Raw genomic sequence first — 14960 nt, forward strand, 5'->3', positions numbered from 1 at the left:
CGAGGGCGTTTGATGATCAGCGCATCTGTCACTGAAATCGTACAGTTTTATCATCTCGACCCGATGAATGTGGTCTGGCACGGCAACTACGTTCAGTTCTTCGAGAATGCCCGTTGTGCACTGCTCGACAAGATCGACTATAATTACCCGCAGATGGATGAGTCCGGCTTTGTCTGGCCAATCGTCGACATGCGCGTCAAATATGTCGCTCCCTGTCGCTTTGGTCAGGAAATCACGATCACGGCAACCCTGCGGGAATATGAAAATCGTCTGAAGATCGACTATCTGGTTACGGATGCGAAAACAGGCCAGAAACTGACCAAGGGATTTACTATTCAGGTCGCGGTTGAAAAAGACAGCGGCGAAATGCTGTATCGCAGCCCGGATTTCTTCATCGAAAAGATGGAGGCCCTCCTGTGATCCGCCGTTTGCTTGTTCTGATCAAACTGTGTGCAATCGTCATTGTCGGTCTGTCGGCAGGACAGCTGGCATTGCATGCTGAGACAGTCAAACCTGCACCACTTGATGAGAACGAGTACCTTCACGGCACGTTTGAGCTTGCCCGTCATCTGGACGGATTTGAAAAGCCGCTGCTTTCGCGTGGTGAATTCGTTATATCGCCTCAAAATGGTTTGATCTGGAAAACAACTTTCCCGTTTCCCGGAATAACCGTCCTTGAGGATGATGGAATTTTTACGATTACCCCAAATGGTGACCGAAATGCCATGGCAAGCGGATCAGAGACACGACAGTTTGTCAGCATGATATCTTCGGTTTTGTCAGGTAACTGGGACACCTTGCAAAGCCAGTTTAATATTGCCGAAAACACCAAAAAATCAAACACATGGGAAACCATCCTGACACCAAGAACTAACGGTGCTATCGCGACCCAGGTGAACCGGATCGCGGCGTCAGGCGATATCTTTGTGAAAACGGTGACGATCGAAAAACCATCATCGGATCAGGATGTCATTACGTTTGATGATCAGGTGGTCGGAATGCTTCCTCTTCCCCCTGAATTCGCCAAACTCTTTACAGACGGGATACCCGAATAATGCGTAGCGCATTCATTTGGATCATTTGTCTCGTCGTGATGGCCAGCTTCTCTGTCTGGCAGTTTGCGACAGACCGGACCGAATTGGATGCTGACTTTCTGTCATTGATTGGTCAGGAACAGGAAAGCAATCAGGATGGTGTCAGCGATATTGACGCGGTACGCGCCCTGTTAAGGGAAAATGGTCGACAGGCGATTTTGATGCTGTCGCATACTGACCGGGATCAGCTAGAGGCCCTTGCCGAACAGCTCAAAACAGAAATCTCGCAGATTGATGGTACTGAAAACGTCACGCTGCCCGGACAAAACGCCGGGCGCCTTGATGACGTGCGCAGCCTCTATGGCCCCTATGCCAGCGGGATGTTGTCTGACAGTGACAGGACTGCACTTGCCAACGGGCAAGCAGATCTGCTGTATCAACGCACACTTCAACAGCTCTATTCACCGGCATCATCCTTCACCAGCACGACGTTAAAGCAGGATCCGTTCCTGCTGATGCCGGAATATCTGAATGGTTTGGCGACAAAACTCGGCCCCGGGAATGACATCGTCACCAAAAATGATCGCATTTATCTTCCGTTGATTGTCTCGCTGCAAAGTGACCAATCGGGCAGCCACGCAAATAACTGGGTTGATCAGATCAACCGAATTATCGGCAACGCGCACCAAAATGCCCCCGAACTGAAGATCTTTAAAACCGGTCAGATATTCTTTGCCGTGAACGAAGCCGCCACAGCCAAAAGTGACGTTCAAACCATTGCTTTGATTGCGACACTTGGGATCGCAATCATGATCGGCCTGACCTTCTTTTCGGTGTTACCACTTATCGGCGCGATTGTGGTTGTTGGAAGTGGACTGATTGCGGGTACCACAGCCTTGACGGCCTTTTTCGGCACCATTCATGCGATTGCCCTGGTGTTCGGCGCAACAATGATCGGGATTTCAATTGACTATGCCCTGCATTTTCTCGTGGTTCCGACGGGTAAAACGGGGTCCGATGATCGTTTTAAAGCAATCCGAAGCGGTCTTGGTCTGGGGCTTTTAACCTCGGTGATCGGCTTTATCGCGCTGGGACTTAGCCCCACCAGTTTGTTGCTGCAAATCGCCATCTATTCGATTGCCGGACTGCTTTCAGCCTATTGTTCGGTGAAATTCCTTCTGCCGCTTTTCCCGGCCCGTGAAGTTCGGACTAACTCGCCGATAGCGGTCATACACAACAACCTTATGGGCGCATTGTCCTACCTTGTTGTTTCAGCACGGCTGAGATTGATTGTGGCAGGCATCCTGATCGCCGCCCTCCCCCTTACGGCCTATCTTGTTCCCGGCCATGATGACATACGCGCGCTTGGCCAAAGCAATCCGACCCTGGTGTCAGACGCCCGGACCATTTCAGAAACACTTGGCTTGGGTGGAAGTCCGGCCTTTATCCGGATTGACGGCGACAGTGCAGCGAAACGTCTTGAGACATCCGAGGCGGTTCGTAAAGCCATCTCACCGCTGATCGCCGACGGGAAAATTCAGGGTGCTATGGCATTATCAGATTTTGTCCCCTCCATTGCGCGCCAGAAAGCCAACAGAGAACTGGTTCGAAACAACCTTTACCAACCATTCGCCCCGGCATTGGCTGAAGTTCTGCAAATTTCCATCAGCACCCCTGACTTGGACGCGCCGTACCTTATGCCGGATCAGGTAAGCAATACCTTGCCTGAGGTGAAAACTCTTCAAGCTGGCGCATCTGATATCATCCGGTTGCGTGGTGTTTCTGATAGTGACGCAGTCGCCAAGGTTCTTAAGCCTTTTGACAATGCCCGCCTGATCAGCCCAACGGAAACGATCAGCACGCAATTCGCCGAATACCGCTATTGGGCCTATATCGCACTTGGCTCGGTTCTGCTGATTGCGCTGTTTCTTGCCTCGCTGCGCTATGGCGTTCAAAAAGGTATCCGTATCTTTTCTGCCCCTGCAGGCGCGATCTTGTTTGCACTCCTTGTTGGGACTGTGTTGGGTGTTTCGATCAGTTTCTTTACAACGATGGCAATGTTCCTCGTCTTTGCAATTGGCGCGGATTACGTGCTTTTCCTCAGTGAAGGAAATGAAGGGGAACACACATCAAATACCCAGCTTGCTGTTTTTCTGTCGCTGATTAGCAGCGTTCTTGCATTCGGCCTTTTGGCGACCAGTTCAGTCCCGTTGGTTAGCGATATCGGCACTGTGATAGCAATCGGGTTGGTTGGCGCCTGGTTTCTTGCCTTCTGGATGACAGCACCAAACAAGCTCACCACAAAAACAGGACGTGGAAATTGAGACAGGATTGCGATATCGCCGTCATTGGCGCCGGTCCCGCTGGCAGCACAGTGGCAAAACTGCTTCACGATGCAGGACTTCACGTCACAGTGCTTGAGGCACAGGAATTTCCACGCTTCGTCATAGGCGAAAGTTTGCTACCAAATTGCATGAATGTGCTTGAACGTGCCGGTTTCCTGCCCGCCCTTGAAAAAGCGGGTTTCCAGCACAAAAACGGCGCTGTCTTTGAGTGTGGCAAAAAACATCGCACTATTGATTTCCGCCAGAATTTCGAGACCACTGGATGGGGCACAACCTATCAGGTAAAGCGTGCCGAATTTGATCATATCCTTGCCAAAGAGGCCGCACGCGACGGTGTTGACCTTCGGTTTGGTCATACGGTCACAGCAGTACAAACCTCAGATGGTGGTTGTCTCATCACCTATAAGGACAAAGTGGGCGCAACATCCGAATTGCGGGCTGGTTTTATTGTCGATGCCAGCGGCTATGGCCGTGTTTTACCAAAACTTTTGGGACTTGCCCGCGCACCGCAATCAATTGCCCGGCGTGCATTGTTTACCCATGTAAAGGACCGCATTGACGATCCTGGCTATGACCGTGACAAAATCCTGATCACCGTTCATCCTGATCGTCAGAATATCTGGTACTGGCTGATCCCGTTTTCAGATGGTACCGCATCTGTTGGGGTTATCTATCCTGATGGCGACCCTGAATTTGCCGGTATGCTTGAGCAGGACATCTTTGACCGGTTGATATCCGAAACCCGTCTTGGTCCTTTGCTAGCCAATTCTGAACAAACCCGACAATTGCAATCAATCGCCGGATACAGTGCGGAATCTGAAAAGCTGTGCGGCGATGGGTACGTGTTGCTTGGCAATGCTGCCGGTTTCCTTGATCCGGTATTCTCATCAGGTGTTACAATTGCCCTTCATTCCGCAGAATTGGCCGCGGATATGTTGATCGCGCGCCATCAGGGACGCACGGACATCGACTGGGACACGGGCTTTGCCAAACCATTGATCCGGGGCGTGGAAACCTTCAGATCGTATGTCGATGCATGGTATGACGGCCGCTTGCAGACAATTATTTTTGAACAACCAGATGATGATTCCCAACTGAAACGTATGGTCGTTTCCATCCTGGCAGGTTATGCATGGAACATGGAAAATCCGCTGGTTGCCAAAACCGACCGTTATCTTGAGATGTTGCACGACCTATGCACTCCCGCATCCTGAAATCCGCAATGATCTTGGCCTGCATGATCGGCCTGTCGGCGTGCGAGACAATGAACCTGCCTCAGGTGACCCTGCCGGATGTATTTTCAGGCAATGCTGGGCATAAGGTTGCCTTGGCAGACGGGCTTGAATTCACGCTGCCCACGGCCCCTTGGGATGAAGACGAGACAATTGATGTTGCCCAACAGGTTGAAGCAACCTGGAACAATCAAACCCAATCCGGAACCGCAACCTTTCAGGGGCGCATCAATATTCAGCCCGATCGTGCGCGAATTGTCCTGATTGATGATCTTGGCCGTCGCGCCGTTGAAATCGACTGGACCGCTAAGCAAATCATAATCCAGAATGCGAATTGGTTTCCGCAAGAATTTGATACAAAAAGACTTCTTGCGGACATTGTCATGACCTATTGGCCACTTGATGCTGTTGAAGATGCCCTGCCCGATAATATGTCGGTTCATGAGGGATTTGGTGAACGAACCATTCGGCTTGACGATACGGGCCGCAAATACGCCACCATCGAACACCCGATCAAAGACGTCTGGCAAGGTCAGGCCATTCTGAAAAACCAGCAATTCAACTATCGCATCAAGATCAATTCAATACGGACCGGGAATTAAGTATGACCCGGCATGCATTCTATCTGTCATCGCTTGGCATCATTTCCGCGTTGGGAAGTGGCAAGGCAGAGACCTCGGCGACACTTGCCGGAGGCAGACAGGCAGACATGATAAAACGCAGCGGTTTTTTACCGGACCGTGACGCCATTCTTGGCTCTGTTACGGCAGACCTGCCTGCACTGCCGCCGCAATTATCAGCACATGACACCCGCAATAACCGTCTTCTTTGGGCCGCTACAAGCCAGATCGGGGATAAGATTGAAGAGCTGATTGCCACCTATGGCCGGCAACGGATTGGCGTTCTGATCGGGACCAGCACCTCCGGGATTGAAGAAGGCACCAAATACTATCAGCACCGCATCGAAACCGGCGCGTTTCCTGATACCTTCCGGTATGAACATCAGGAAATAGGATCCCCATCGGCATTTTTAAGGGATGCCTTTAAGCTTGGGGGCCCTGCCTACTCTGTTTCTACGGCCTGCTCGTCGAGTGCAAAGGCGTTTGCATCGGGCATGCGATTGCTAAAGGCGGATATCTGCGATGCAGTTCTTGTTGGCGGCGTTGACAGTTTGTGTCGGCTGACCGTTGGCGGGTTTGATACGTTGCAATCACTTTCGGTGTCGATTTGTAACCCGATGAGCCGGAACCGCGACGGCATCAATATTGGTGAAGGTGCCGCCCTTTTTATTCTGCGCAAAGATGCTGGCGAAATCGAATTGCTTGGTGTGGGTGAGAGCTCGGACGCCTATCACCCCAATGCCCCACACCCGGATGGCGTTGGCGCGGCACGTGCCATGCGCACCGCCTTGGCGCATGCAGGCCTGACAGCAGACGACATCGCCTATATCAACCTTCATGGCACGGCAACGCCACTTAATGATGTTATGGAGGCCAAGGCCGTTACAGAAGTTCTGGGATCAAACGTACCCGCCAGTTCGACCAAACCCTTGACCGGGCATAGCTTGGGGGCAGCTGGCGCAATCGAAGCTGCAATTCTTTGGCTTTCTCTCAGCGAACACAGGACTGGCGCACCGCTCCCGCAGCATCGCTGGGATGGCGAACGGGATGATGACATTCCGGAATTGAACCTAGTGGCTGCACAGCAATCCCTGGCGCCGGCTGATCGCCTGGCAATGATGAGCAACTCATTTGCCTTTGGCGGCAGCAATGTCTCTGTCATCCTCGGAAAGGGATGGACGACCTCATGAGCAACATGTCACAGCGCCAGAATTATGCCCTGCCCCCGATCAATGAACTGGTCATGCATGCAAAGCCGATGCTGTTGATTGATCGGGCGATGTCCGCTGACGAAACCTCGCTGACCGCCGAAGTCGACATCACGGTCAACAGCATGTTCTGCGTTCCCAACAAAGGTGTGCCGAGCTATGTGGGCATTGAATACATTGCGCAGACTGTTGCCGCCTATAGTGGCTGGCGGGCAAAAAACGCTGATCCTGACGCGACACCACGTATCGGATACCTTTTGGGCTCGCGCAAGGTCACGCTGTTACGCAACTGGTTCCCCATTGGCCGCACCGTGTCGGTTCATATAAACAACATCTTTGAAGATGGTGAAATGGGTGTGTTTGACGGTGAAATCCGTTTGGGCGAGGAAATACTTGTCGCCGCACGCATCAATGTATATCAGCCCAAAGACAATGAAACTTCTTTGACATCACCTTCGGACAACAACCAAGAAACAACAGACCAATGACCAGGACCATATTGGTAACAGGCGCCAGCAAGGGCATAGGTGCCGCAACAGCACGACGTCTTGCACAGGATGGCTTTGACATCGTTCTTCATTATAACTCTGATCGTGATGGCGCTGAAACTGTCGCAAAAGATGTTCTGGCATCAGGGGTTCAGGCCCGGCTGGTGCAGTTTGATATCTCCAATCGGGACGCGACACGCGAAGCCTTGGAAAACGATATCGCCGAACATGGCGCACCATATGGCATCATTCTGAATGCAGGTGTCACACGAGATGGTCCATTTCCCGCCCTTGAAGACGACGACTGGGACAGCGTCATTCACACCAACCTTGACGGATTTTACAACGTTATCAAGCCGCTATTGATGCCGATTATTCAGCAGCGCAAAGGTGGCCGCATCGTGGCCCTGACATCAATTGCAGGAATTGCTGGCAACCGCGGCCAGGTGAATTATTCGGCGTCCAAGGCCGGGATCATCGGGGCGGTAAAGTCCCTCGCCCTGGAACTCGCGAAACGTAAAATCACCGTCAATGCGGTGGCACCGGGGATCATCGAGACACAGATGACCAAAGACCTGCCAGAAGATGAGGTCAAGGCAATGATCCCGATGCGCCGTTACGGAACAGCCGATGAAGTCGCTGCGACCATTTCATTCCTGTGCAGCGACGATGCATCATATGTCACACGTCAGGTCATCAGTGTGAATGGGGGCATGCTATGACCCGCCGCGTTGTCGTCACCGGAATGTCCGGCATTACAGCACTTGGCAACGACTGGCCAACCATTAAAGCCCGCATGCAAGCTGGCGAGACCGGCATTGCTCGAATGTCGGAGTGGGATGACAAATACGATCTGCGTACCCGTCTTGCCGCACCTGTTCCGGACTTTTCGCTCAAAACTCGTTTTAACCGGAAACAGTTACGCAGCATGGGGCGCGTCGCGCAGATGGCTGTCGCGGCAACCGACGATGCGCTTGAAATGGCGGGTTTGCGAAATGATACCGCATTGTTTGAAGGTGGGCGGCTTGGCATCGCATATGGATCGTCCTTTGGAAGCACCCCGCCGGTCCTTGGCTTTACCCGCCTGATGGAGCACGGAGATAGCAACGCGATCACCGCGACCAGCTACATTCAGATGATGAGCCATACAGCAGCGGTCAATATCGGTGTTCTTTACGGGATTACCGGGCGGATCATTCCCACGTCGACCGCCTGCACATCTGGCAGCATGGGGATCGGATATGCGTATGAGGCAATCAAATATGGCAAGCAAGATGTCATGATCGCCGGTGGCGCTGAAGAACTATGCCCGACCATGGTTGCCGTGTTTGATACACTTTTTGCAACCAGCGTCAGCAATGATGCGCCAGAAGCAACACCCCGTCCTTATGACGTCAAACGCGATGGCTTGGTGATTGGCGAAGGTGCTGGCACCCTGATCCTTGAAGAATACGAGCACGCAAAGGCACGCGGAGCAAAAATTCTTGGCGAGATTGTCGGGTTTGCGACTAACTCGGATGGCTCACACATAACGCACCCGGCAAGCAAAACAATGGCGCGCACCCTTCAGGGGGCTCTTGATGATGCAGGACTATCTGGTGATGACATCGACATAGTCAGTGGGCATGGCACGGCAACTGACCACGGAGACATCGCAGAAAGTGAAGCTACTCGTGCTGTTTTCGACCGTGCTGTCCCGATCCACACCCTTAAGGGCCACTTTGGCCACAGCCTTGGTGCGTGCGGCGCGATTGAAGCCTGGCTGGGGCTGGAAATGATGCGTGAAAGCAATTTCGTGGCGACTGCAAACCTGTCAGATGTCGATCCCGCCTGCGCCGAGCTGGACTACATCTCAGGCAGTTCCCGACATATCGAAGCCGAACATTTGATGAGCAACAATTTTGCATTCGGTGGCATCAACACCTCGCTTATCTTTAAGCTCGAAGACCGCTAAGCGACTGCGCCGGATTGAAAATCCGGCAACAACTTAGCCTATCGAACCGATGCTTCGCTGTTGACATAGATGGCGTAGACGCTTGTCGTTGCCGTAATCAAAAGCTCGTTCCCCCGTGCACCGCCGAAGGTTAAATTCGATACCGTTTCGGGCACCAGTATCTTGCCAAGCAACACACCTGTCGGATCAAAGCAATGCACACCGTCGGCCGCAGAACTCCAGACATTGCCATAACAATCAACTCTGATCCCGTCAGGCAAACCTTGATCGATCTTGGCAAAGTCACGACCGTTCTCAAGTCTGGTTCCGTCAACAACGTCGTAAACCCGAATGACAGGGGGAACTCCCTCGTCGTGGCTACTACCTGATTCCGCGATATAAAGCAGCATCTCATCATTCGAGAATGCCAACCCGTTTGGCTTATGAAACTCCGATGTCACACTGGTTAAAGTGCCAGTTTCAGGATCAAGACGAAATACGTTGTTGTATTTCTGTTCCGGTGCGGCCTTGTAGCCCTCATAGTTCGACAATATTCCGTAGGTTGGGTCTGTGAACCAGATCGATCCATCGGATTTGACGACAACGTCGTTTGGTGAATTAAGCCGCCTGCCCTCAAATCCATCAGCAAGCGTCGTGATTGCGCCGTTATGTTCGGTTCGTGTCACCGATCGCGTGCCGTGCCGACAGGTAATCAGACGACCGTTCAAGTCAATCGTATTGCCGTTGGCAAAGTCTGAATTGTCGCGGAACACGTTGACCGAACCGTCACACATCCAACGGAAAATCTTCTGATTTGGAATGTCAGAGAACAATAGACACTGATGCGCTGGAAACCAAACAGGTCCCTCTGTCCACAAATGCCCGCAAGAAATTTTTCTCAGCCTGACATTTGGCAACACAAGGTCGCGGAACCGACGGTCAAGAACCTGATACGGTTCCACCATACCGAATGCATCTTGATGCTTGTCTGCGGCACAGTTAGCCAATTGAACGTCCTTTGCTAAATGTATCTGATGTCCGAAAACTTACGCCCCTAAGCGCAAATACCCTTAACGCACCAACTGTTGCCGCCCATAAATCAACAACATCCCGATGATCACCATGCCGAACACCACCTGTCGGAAGGTATCGGCAGGAATATCGACACCAAGTTGGGCAAAATACCGCTGCGGCTGAACCACCGAGAGCATCGATTGCAGGATGGTAATCAAAATCACGCCGGCAACAGTTCCAACATACTTACCGCGACCACCCAGAACATTTGTCCCGCCAAGAATAATCGCCGCAATGGTCGGCAACAGGTATGGATCACCCATCGCCTGATAGGACCTATTGGCCCACCCCGCCAACAGAACGCCTGTCAACGCAGCACATGCACCGGAAAAGATAAAACAAGCCAAAATGACCTTGCGGGTATCAACACCACTCAGAAAGACTGAACGTTCCTGATTTCCGACGGCATAGATCCGTCGACCAAGAACGGACCGGTTCAGCATGAAGACGATCGCGGCCCCCAAAATGATCCAGATCAGAAGCGGATTGGGAATGCCCGGGATAAAATGCCCAACAGCCAGTTCGCGCATGAATTCGGTCGCCCGATCCTGCGGGGCAAAACCGCCGGTGTGATAAACCATAAGGCCTTGCGCCACGGCATTCATACCGAGCGTGAAGATCATGGCTGGCGCACGCAAATATGCCACGCCAAGTCCATTTACCGTCCCGATCAATGCACCGCATAGAACGCCAAATGGAACGGCAAGTGTAACGCCCCACTCCGGCCCCAGGAATCCGGTCGCACCGGTTGCCATCATACCGCCGACGCCGATTGTCCAGGGAATAGACAGATCAATATGGCCCAGCAGAATGACAAGCATCACACCGCTTGCCACCATACCAAGGAAGGATGCGGTATGGAGCTGCTGGATCAAATATTTCGGTGACAGAAAGGCAGGTTCAACCATTGCCCCGATCAGAAGCAGAACAATCACACATGCAAATGCAATAAGGGTTGCCCGATCAAATTGCCTTGCGATTACGCCTGAAACACTCATTTTTCCGCCTTACCGATAAATATGTAGTCTGTTCTTGATTCGGAGCACACGCAGCGACCCGAGGCTGACCGCAACAAGCAGTACGACGCCCACAAAAAGCGGCTGCAAGACTGGGTTGATGTCAAACACGATCAACAGATCACCAACGGTCCGCATGACGAAGGCACCGAAAATCGAGCCAACCGCGCTGCCGACACCGCCAAACAAAGACGTGCCGCCAATGACAACTGCGCCGATGGAATTGAGTGTGTACTCGTTGGCAATCGACATCTTCGCTGCGCCGGAATAGGTCAGTGCCGTCAAAAGGATGCCACCAATCGATGCCAACAACCCGCTTAGGGTATAGGCCAGCATCTTTGCGCGATTGATGGGAATTCCGGACATATACGCCGCCTGTTCGGACGAACCGATGGCAAAGGCGGCCCTTCCCAGAACTGATCGGCGATACGGGATCCAGATGAACACAACGACGGCCAGCAAAAGCAAAACGCTATGCGGGACGGCAAAAGATGATCGCGTCATGAAGTCGGCCAGTTCAAAATTGACCGATCCGCCCGGCTGGGGTCGAACGGCAAGCGCAATACCGAAATAAACCGCACTGGTGGCCAGTGTCGCGATCAGCGGCTGCAACCGTCCATAGACGATAATCAAGCCATTTACGGCCCCGCAAGCCAGCCCAAGCAACAGCACACCAAAAATGCCGAACGTGGTTGCAATCGGCCCATCAACGACAATCGTCGAAGCAAGGCAGTTCGCCAGAACGAATGTCGCCCCCACCGACAGGTCAAGCCCGCGGGTAATAACCGGCAAGGTCTGCGCCATGGCGACAAGTGCGAGCAATGCGCCCTTGTTAGCCGCGGTATTTATCATGTTGGGCGTCAGGCCCGCTGCCTGCTTCCAGCCATAAACGATGAACATGGAGGCAAAGATAAGCATTGCGATCAGAATACCACGCTGTGCTGCCGACAGGCGGCCCACCCAGCCGAAGTATTTTTGGCGAGAAACCAGATCTGCTGGTTCTGAGCTCACTGTCATAGCGACGCTTCCTGTAGTTTTTTTGGTTCAGTTCGTTTTGCTGCCTGTTCCGGCAGGTTAAGCGCAGCTGACACCAGATTTGTTTCGTTAAGGTCATCGCCGGCAAGGGTTCGAACAATCCTGCCGTCATACATCACCAGCACCCGATCGCAGCAGCCAATGAGCTCGTCGTAATCGGTGGAGTACAAAAGGATTGCACATCCTTCTGCCGCCAATTTCTGCAACAGTTGATAGATTTCCTGCTTGGTGCCGACATCGATCCCACGTGTGGGATCGTTCAACAGAATGATGCGTGGCTTGGTCATCAGCCACTTGCCGATAACGACTTTCTGTTGGTTCCCGCCGGATAGCGCCCCGACAGGGCCATCAATGCCGTCTGCCTTGATCTTGAGGAGTGCGATCATCTCGTCAATCGCGGCCTCTTCTGCGCGCTTATCAACAACACCCATCCGGCTCATTTTTTCGACCGCTGCGAAGGACAGGTTTTCACGCACCGTCATCGACAACATCAGGCCTTCGTATTTGCGGTCTTCGGGCACCAAAGCAATGCCGATGTCATCTGACTTCGCCATCTTCGGACTGTTTAATTTGACCGGCGCGCCATTGATTTCCACTGATCCGCTCGACCCGATCAGGGTCCCAAACAGCCCCAATTGCAGTTGCCGTTGCCCCTGCCCATCCAAACCGCCGAGCCCAACAATTTCCCCTGGCCGCATTTCCAGATCGATGCCATTAAGTTCATCGTTCCAGCAAAAGTCAGATACCTTCAGGATCGGCTTGGATGCGGTGGGTCGGGTGCTTTTTACCGGATAGACACTGCTGTATTCGCGACCAATCATCATCTCGACAACAGCACTGTCCGATTTTGTGCCGTTTTTGAATGTCTCGACTTTCGTGCCATTGCGATAAACCGTACAGGTATCGGCCAGTTCAGCAATTTCGGGCATGCGGTGCGAAATATAAATGATCGCCATCCCTTCATCGCGAAGCCGATGCAGCATCTTAAAGACCTTATCAACATCGGCCGCAGTCAGGGCAGACGTCGCTTCATCCAAGATGAGAATTTTCGGGTTGCGTGCCAGTGCCTTGGCGATTTCAACCATCTGGCGCCGCGACAGTGAAAGATTGCTGACGGTTTCCATCGGATCAATGTTTTCGCCGCCCACACGCGCAAGGGCCTCTTCGGCGATGCGGCGCTGGGCCCGATAATCGATCATTCCGAATTTAAGTGGCGGACGGGTAATGCCAATGTTGTCGGCCACTGTCAGGTCCGGCAACAGCGACAATTCCTGAAAAATGCAAGACACGCCCAGATCATTGGCCTGTTGCGGGTTTGCAAAGCTTACGGTGTTGCCATCAAGTTCGATCGTTCCGCTATCAGGCTGCACAACACCCGATAAGATCTTGATCAGCGTCGACTTCCCCGCACCGTTTTCACCAAGCAGCGCATGGATTGATCCGCGGTGCGTATCGAAGCTGACATTTTCCAGTGCGCGGACACCACCGTAACGTTTGGTGATGCCCGACATCGACAATAGATAAGGAGATTTGCTCTCTGACACGGCAGTTTTCCTAACTTCTTTGAATACCGTCGACGCCACGCACGGCATCGACGGTACCCGGACGTTTATTGTTGTTAGTTGTTTTCGCCTGTCTGAGACGCGATTTCTTCAGCCGTAAAGCCAATGTTGCAGGCTTCAAAATTGTTACCCGCAAAGAAGCTGCCCGGCAGTTTCGGGAACATCTCGACACCTTCCTTGAACGGGGAATAGGAAATCGAGGTCGGAAGCGCGATTTCTGACGGAACGACTTCACCCTTCAAGGCCGCGATTGCGGTTTTGATGGTCACAGATGACTGTGCCGGTCCCGTTCCGCCCGACTGGCAGCTTAGCTCTGCGCTGTTGCAAAGTTGACGAAATGCGTTCTCGGTCTCGCCGGAAATCGGGGCCTTGAACACGCCTGCATCGAGCATTGCGGTGGCAACACCTTGTGAGCCGCCCTGAACGTAAATGCCGTCAAACACACCGCCGGCCGCAATGGCATCTGCCGTCACTTTTTGGCCGTCACCTGGCGCCCAGTTTCCGACAACATCGACGACTTCGATATCGCGCCCGGATTCCTTGATTACCTCATGGAAGCCTTCATTACGTGCGATGTCGACGGGTTGGCCAGCCGGACCACGGACATGCAGGAACTTGGCCGGGCCATCACCGCTTTGCTCCAGAAGGAACTTGCCTGCCGACATTCCAAGTCCTTTCTGATCAACGTTGATGGCGATCTGGTTGGGATCATCAATCACGTTGTCAAACGACAGAACGACGACATTGGCTTCATTGGCTTTACGCACCACCGATCCGAATGCGCGTGTGTTGTTGGCGTTAATGATAATGGCGTCAAAGCCCTGATCGATAAAGTTGTTGGCCGCGGCAATCTGTGCGGCGATGTCCTCACCGACCGACACAACTTTGAATTCTTCGATCTCGGCTGCGACTTCCGGCTGTGCGGCATAGGCCTTTGCGACCGCAATCATCTGAACGCGCCAGTCATTGGCGATAAAGCCGTTTACAAGCGCAATCTTGTAAGGCCCTTCGCGCGCAGGCCACTGGAAATAGGCAGTGTCATCGGAAACCGGTGTGAAACACGCCGGATCGGCACCCGGACCAGCAACAGTGTTCGGCCCGGCAAACGCAACTTGTGCAGTCATCATCAATGCGACAGTCGCTGTCGTCATCGTCAGTAATTTTTTCATGGTAGTCCTCCCGTTGGATGCGCTGTTCTTTATCGCTTCCTCAGCAGGTCAGCGCCCCTGCCCGCATTGTGCAAGTTCTTGACGTCTCTTTGTCGCATGCCGACGACGAGCCTTCTGATCAAAGATCACAAGGGTCGGTTCTTCTGGTATTTTCAGAGAAATTTCGTTCTCACGCCGTTTTGGCGTGAACCGAGATTTCCTCCCTGATGTCAGCATGTGACTTATTGTTTTTGTTTGGCTCTTT

At 52.8% G+C, this 14960-nt stretch carries 14 protein-coding genes; 9 read left to right on the forward strand and 5 right to left on the reverse strand.

Going from position 1 to position 14960, the window contains the following annotated elements; genetic code table 11:
* The first annotated feature begins 12 nt into the window (after positions 1-12).
* Genes DY252_RS12360 through DY252_RS12400 form a run of 9 tightly spaced genes read left to right on the forward strand, consistent with a single transcriptional unit; the run spans position 13 to position 8881 of the window.
* On the forward strand, positions 13-420 hold the full coding sequence (locus DY252_RS12360) for an acyl-CoA thioesterase (protein WP_063089544.1): 408 nt from the start codon (positions 13-15) through the stop codon (positions 418-420).
* Positions 417-1055 carry a LolA family protein gene (locus DY252_RS12365; protein WP_064789209.1) on the forward strand — a complete coding sequence of 213 codons (639 nt, stop codon included), beginning with the start codon at positions 417-419 and terminating at the stop codon, positions 1053-1055. The genes DY252_RS12360 and DY252_RS12365 overlap by 4 nt, the downstream gene beginning before the upstream one ends.
* Positions 1055-3358 (forward strand): MMPL family transporter, encoded by a 2304-nt coding sequence (locus tag DY252_RS12370; RefSeq protein ID WP_064789208.1) that lies wholly within the window; start codon positions 1055-1057, stop codon positions 3356-3358. The genes DY252_RS12365 and DY252_RS12370 overlap by 1 nt, the downstream gene beginning before the upstream one ends.
* Positions 3355-4593: an NAD(P)/FAD-dependent oxidoreductase gene (locus DY252_RS12375; RefSeq protein ID WP_064789207.1), complete on the forward strand. Its 1239-nt coding sequence runs from the start codon at positions 3355-3357 to the stop codon at positions 4591-4593. The genes DY252_RS12370 and DY252_RS12375 overlap by 4 nt, the downstream gene beginning before the upstream one ends.
* An 8-nt stretch (positions 4594-4601) precedes the next feature.
* Entirely contained in the window at positions 4602-5213 is a 612-nt protein-coding gene (locus DY252_RS12380) for a DUF3261 domain-containing protein (protein WP_165374906.1), read from the forward strand.
* Positions 5214-5215: 2 nt separating this feature from the next.
* On the forward strand, positions 5216-6421 hold the full coding sequence (locus tag DY252_RS12385) for a beta-ketoacyl-[acyl-carrier-protein] synthase family protein (protein WP_064789205.1): 1206 nt from the start codon (positions 5216-5218) through the stop codon (positions 6419-6421).
* Positions 6418-6927, forward strand: coding sequence for a hotdog family protein (locus DY252_RS12390; protein ID WP_064789204.1), 510 nt, complete (start codon positions 6418-6420; stop codon positions 6925-6927). Before DY252_RS12385 ends, DY252_RS12390 begins: the two co-directional genes overlap by 4 nt.
* Entirely contained in the window at positions 6924-7649 is a 726-nt protein-coding gene (gene fabG / locus DY252_RS12395; RefSeq protein ID WP_064789203.1) for a 3-oxoacyl-ACP reductase FabG, read from the forward strand. Before DY252_RS12390 ends, fabG begins: the two co-directional genes overlap by 4 nt.
* Positions 7646-8881 (forward strand): beta-ketoacyl-ACP synthase, encoded by a 1236-nt coding sequence (locus DY252_RS12400; RefSeq protein WP_064789202.1) that lies wholly within the window; start codon positions 7646-7648, stop codon positions 8879-8881. The genes fabG and DY252_RS12400 overlap by 4 nt, the downstream gene beginning before the upstream one ends.
* Positions 8882-8919: 38 nt before the next feature.
* Here DY252_RS12400 and DY252_RS12405 read toward each other — a convergent pair whose 3' ends face one another.
* The 5 genes from DY252_RS12405 to DY252_RS12425 form a co-directional block, all read right to left on the reverse strand.
* Entirely contained in the window at positions 8920-9825 is a 906-nt protein-coding gene (locus DY252_RS12405; RefSeq protein ID WP_064789201.1) for an SMP-30/gluconolactonase/LRE family protein, read from the reverse strand.
* Between the two features lie 105 nt (positions 9826-9930).
* Positions 9931-10932: an ABC transporter permease gene (locus tag DY252_RS12410; RefSeq protein ID WP_064789200.1), complete on the reverse strand. Its 1002-nt coding sequence runs from the start codon at positions 10930-10932 to the stop codon at positions 9931-9933.
* 9 nt (positions 10933-10941) lie between these two features.
* Positions 10942-11967, reverse strand: a complete 1026-nt coding sequence (locus DY252_RS12415) for an ABC transporter permease (protein ID WP_082923505.1) — start codon at positions 11965-11967, stop codon at positions 10942-10944.
* Complete coding sequence (locus DY252_RS12420; protein WP_197482579.1) at positions 11964-13529, reverse strand: sugar ABC transporter ATP-binding protein; 1566 nt, start codon at positions 13527-13529, stop codon at positions 11964-11966. The genes DY252_RS12415 and DY252_RS12420 overlap by 4 nt, the downstream gene beginning before the upstream one ends.
* Positions 13530-13603: 74 nt before the next feature.
* Positions 13604-14716 (reverse strand): substrate-binding domain-containing protein, encoded by a 1113-nt coding sequence (locus DY252_RS12425; protein WP_063089524.1) that lies wholly within the window; start codon positions 14714-14716, stop codon positions 13604-13606.
* Between the last annotated feature and the right edge of the window lie 244 nt (positions 14717-14960).

Origin of the sequence: Thalassospira indica, from assembly GCF_003403095.1 — a bacterium.
Lineage (GTDB): Bacteria > Pseudomonadota > Alphaproteobacteria > Rhodospirillales > Thalassospiraceae > Thalassospira > Thalassospira indica.

Excerpts from the sequence above, each read along its gene's own strand:
- DY252_RS12370 (WP_064789208.1), top strand. The coding sequence starts at position 1,055 with ATGCGTAGCGCATTCATTTGGATCATTTGTCTCGTCGTGATGGCCAGC.
- fabG (WP_064789203.1), top strand. The coding sequence starts at position 6,924 with ATGACCAGGACCATATTGGTAACAGGCGCCAGCAAGGGCATAGGTGCC.
- DY252_RS12405 (WP_064789201.1), bottom strand. The coding sequence starts at position 9,825 with ATGGTGGAACCGTATCAGGTTCTTGACCGTCGGTTCCGCGACCTTGTG.
- DY252_RS12385 (WP_064789205.1), top strand. The coding sequence starts at position 5,216 with ATGACCCGGCATGCATTCTATCTGTCATCGCTTGGCATCATTTCCGCG.
- DY252_RS12360 (WP_063089544.1), top strand. The coding sequence starts at position 13 with ATGATCAGCGCATCTGTCACTGAAATCGTACAGTTTTATCATCTCGAC.
- DY252_RS12425 (WP_063089524.1), bottom strand. The coding sequence starts at position 14,716 with ATGAAAAAATTACTGACGATGACGACAGCGACTGTCGCATTGATGATG.
- DY252_RS12415 (WP_082923505.1), bottom strand. The coding sequence starts at position 11,967 with ATGACAGTGAGCTCAGAACCAGCAGATCTGGTTTCTCGCCAAAAATAC.
- DY252_RS12400 (WP_064789202.1), top strand. The coding sequence starts at position 7,646 with ATGACCCGCCGCGTTGTCGTCACCGGAATGTCCGGCATTACAGCACTT.
- DY252_RS12380 (WP_165374906.1), top strand. The coding sequence starts at position 4,602 with ATGATCTTGGCCTGCATGATCGGCCTGTCGGCGTGCGAGACAATGAAC.
- DY252_RS12410 (WP_064789200.1), bottom strand. The coding sequence starts at position 10,932 with ATGAGTGTTTCAGGCGTAATCGCAAGGCAATTTGATCGGGCAACCCTT.
- DY252_RS12390 (WP_064789204.1), top strand. The coding sequence starts at position 6,418 with ATGAGCAACATGTCACAGCGCCAGAATTATGCCCTGCCCCCGATCAAT.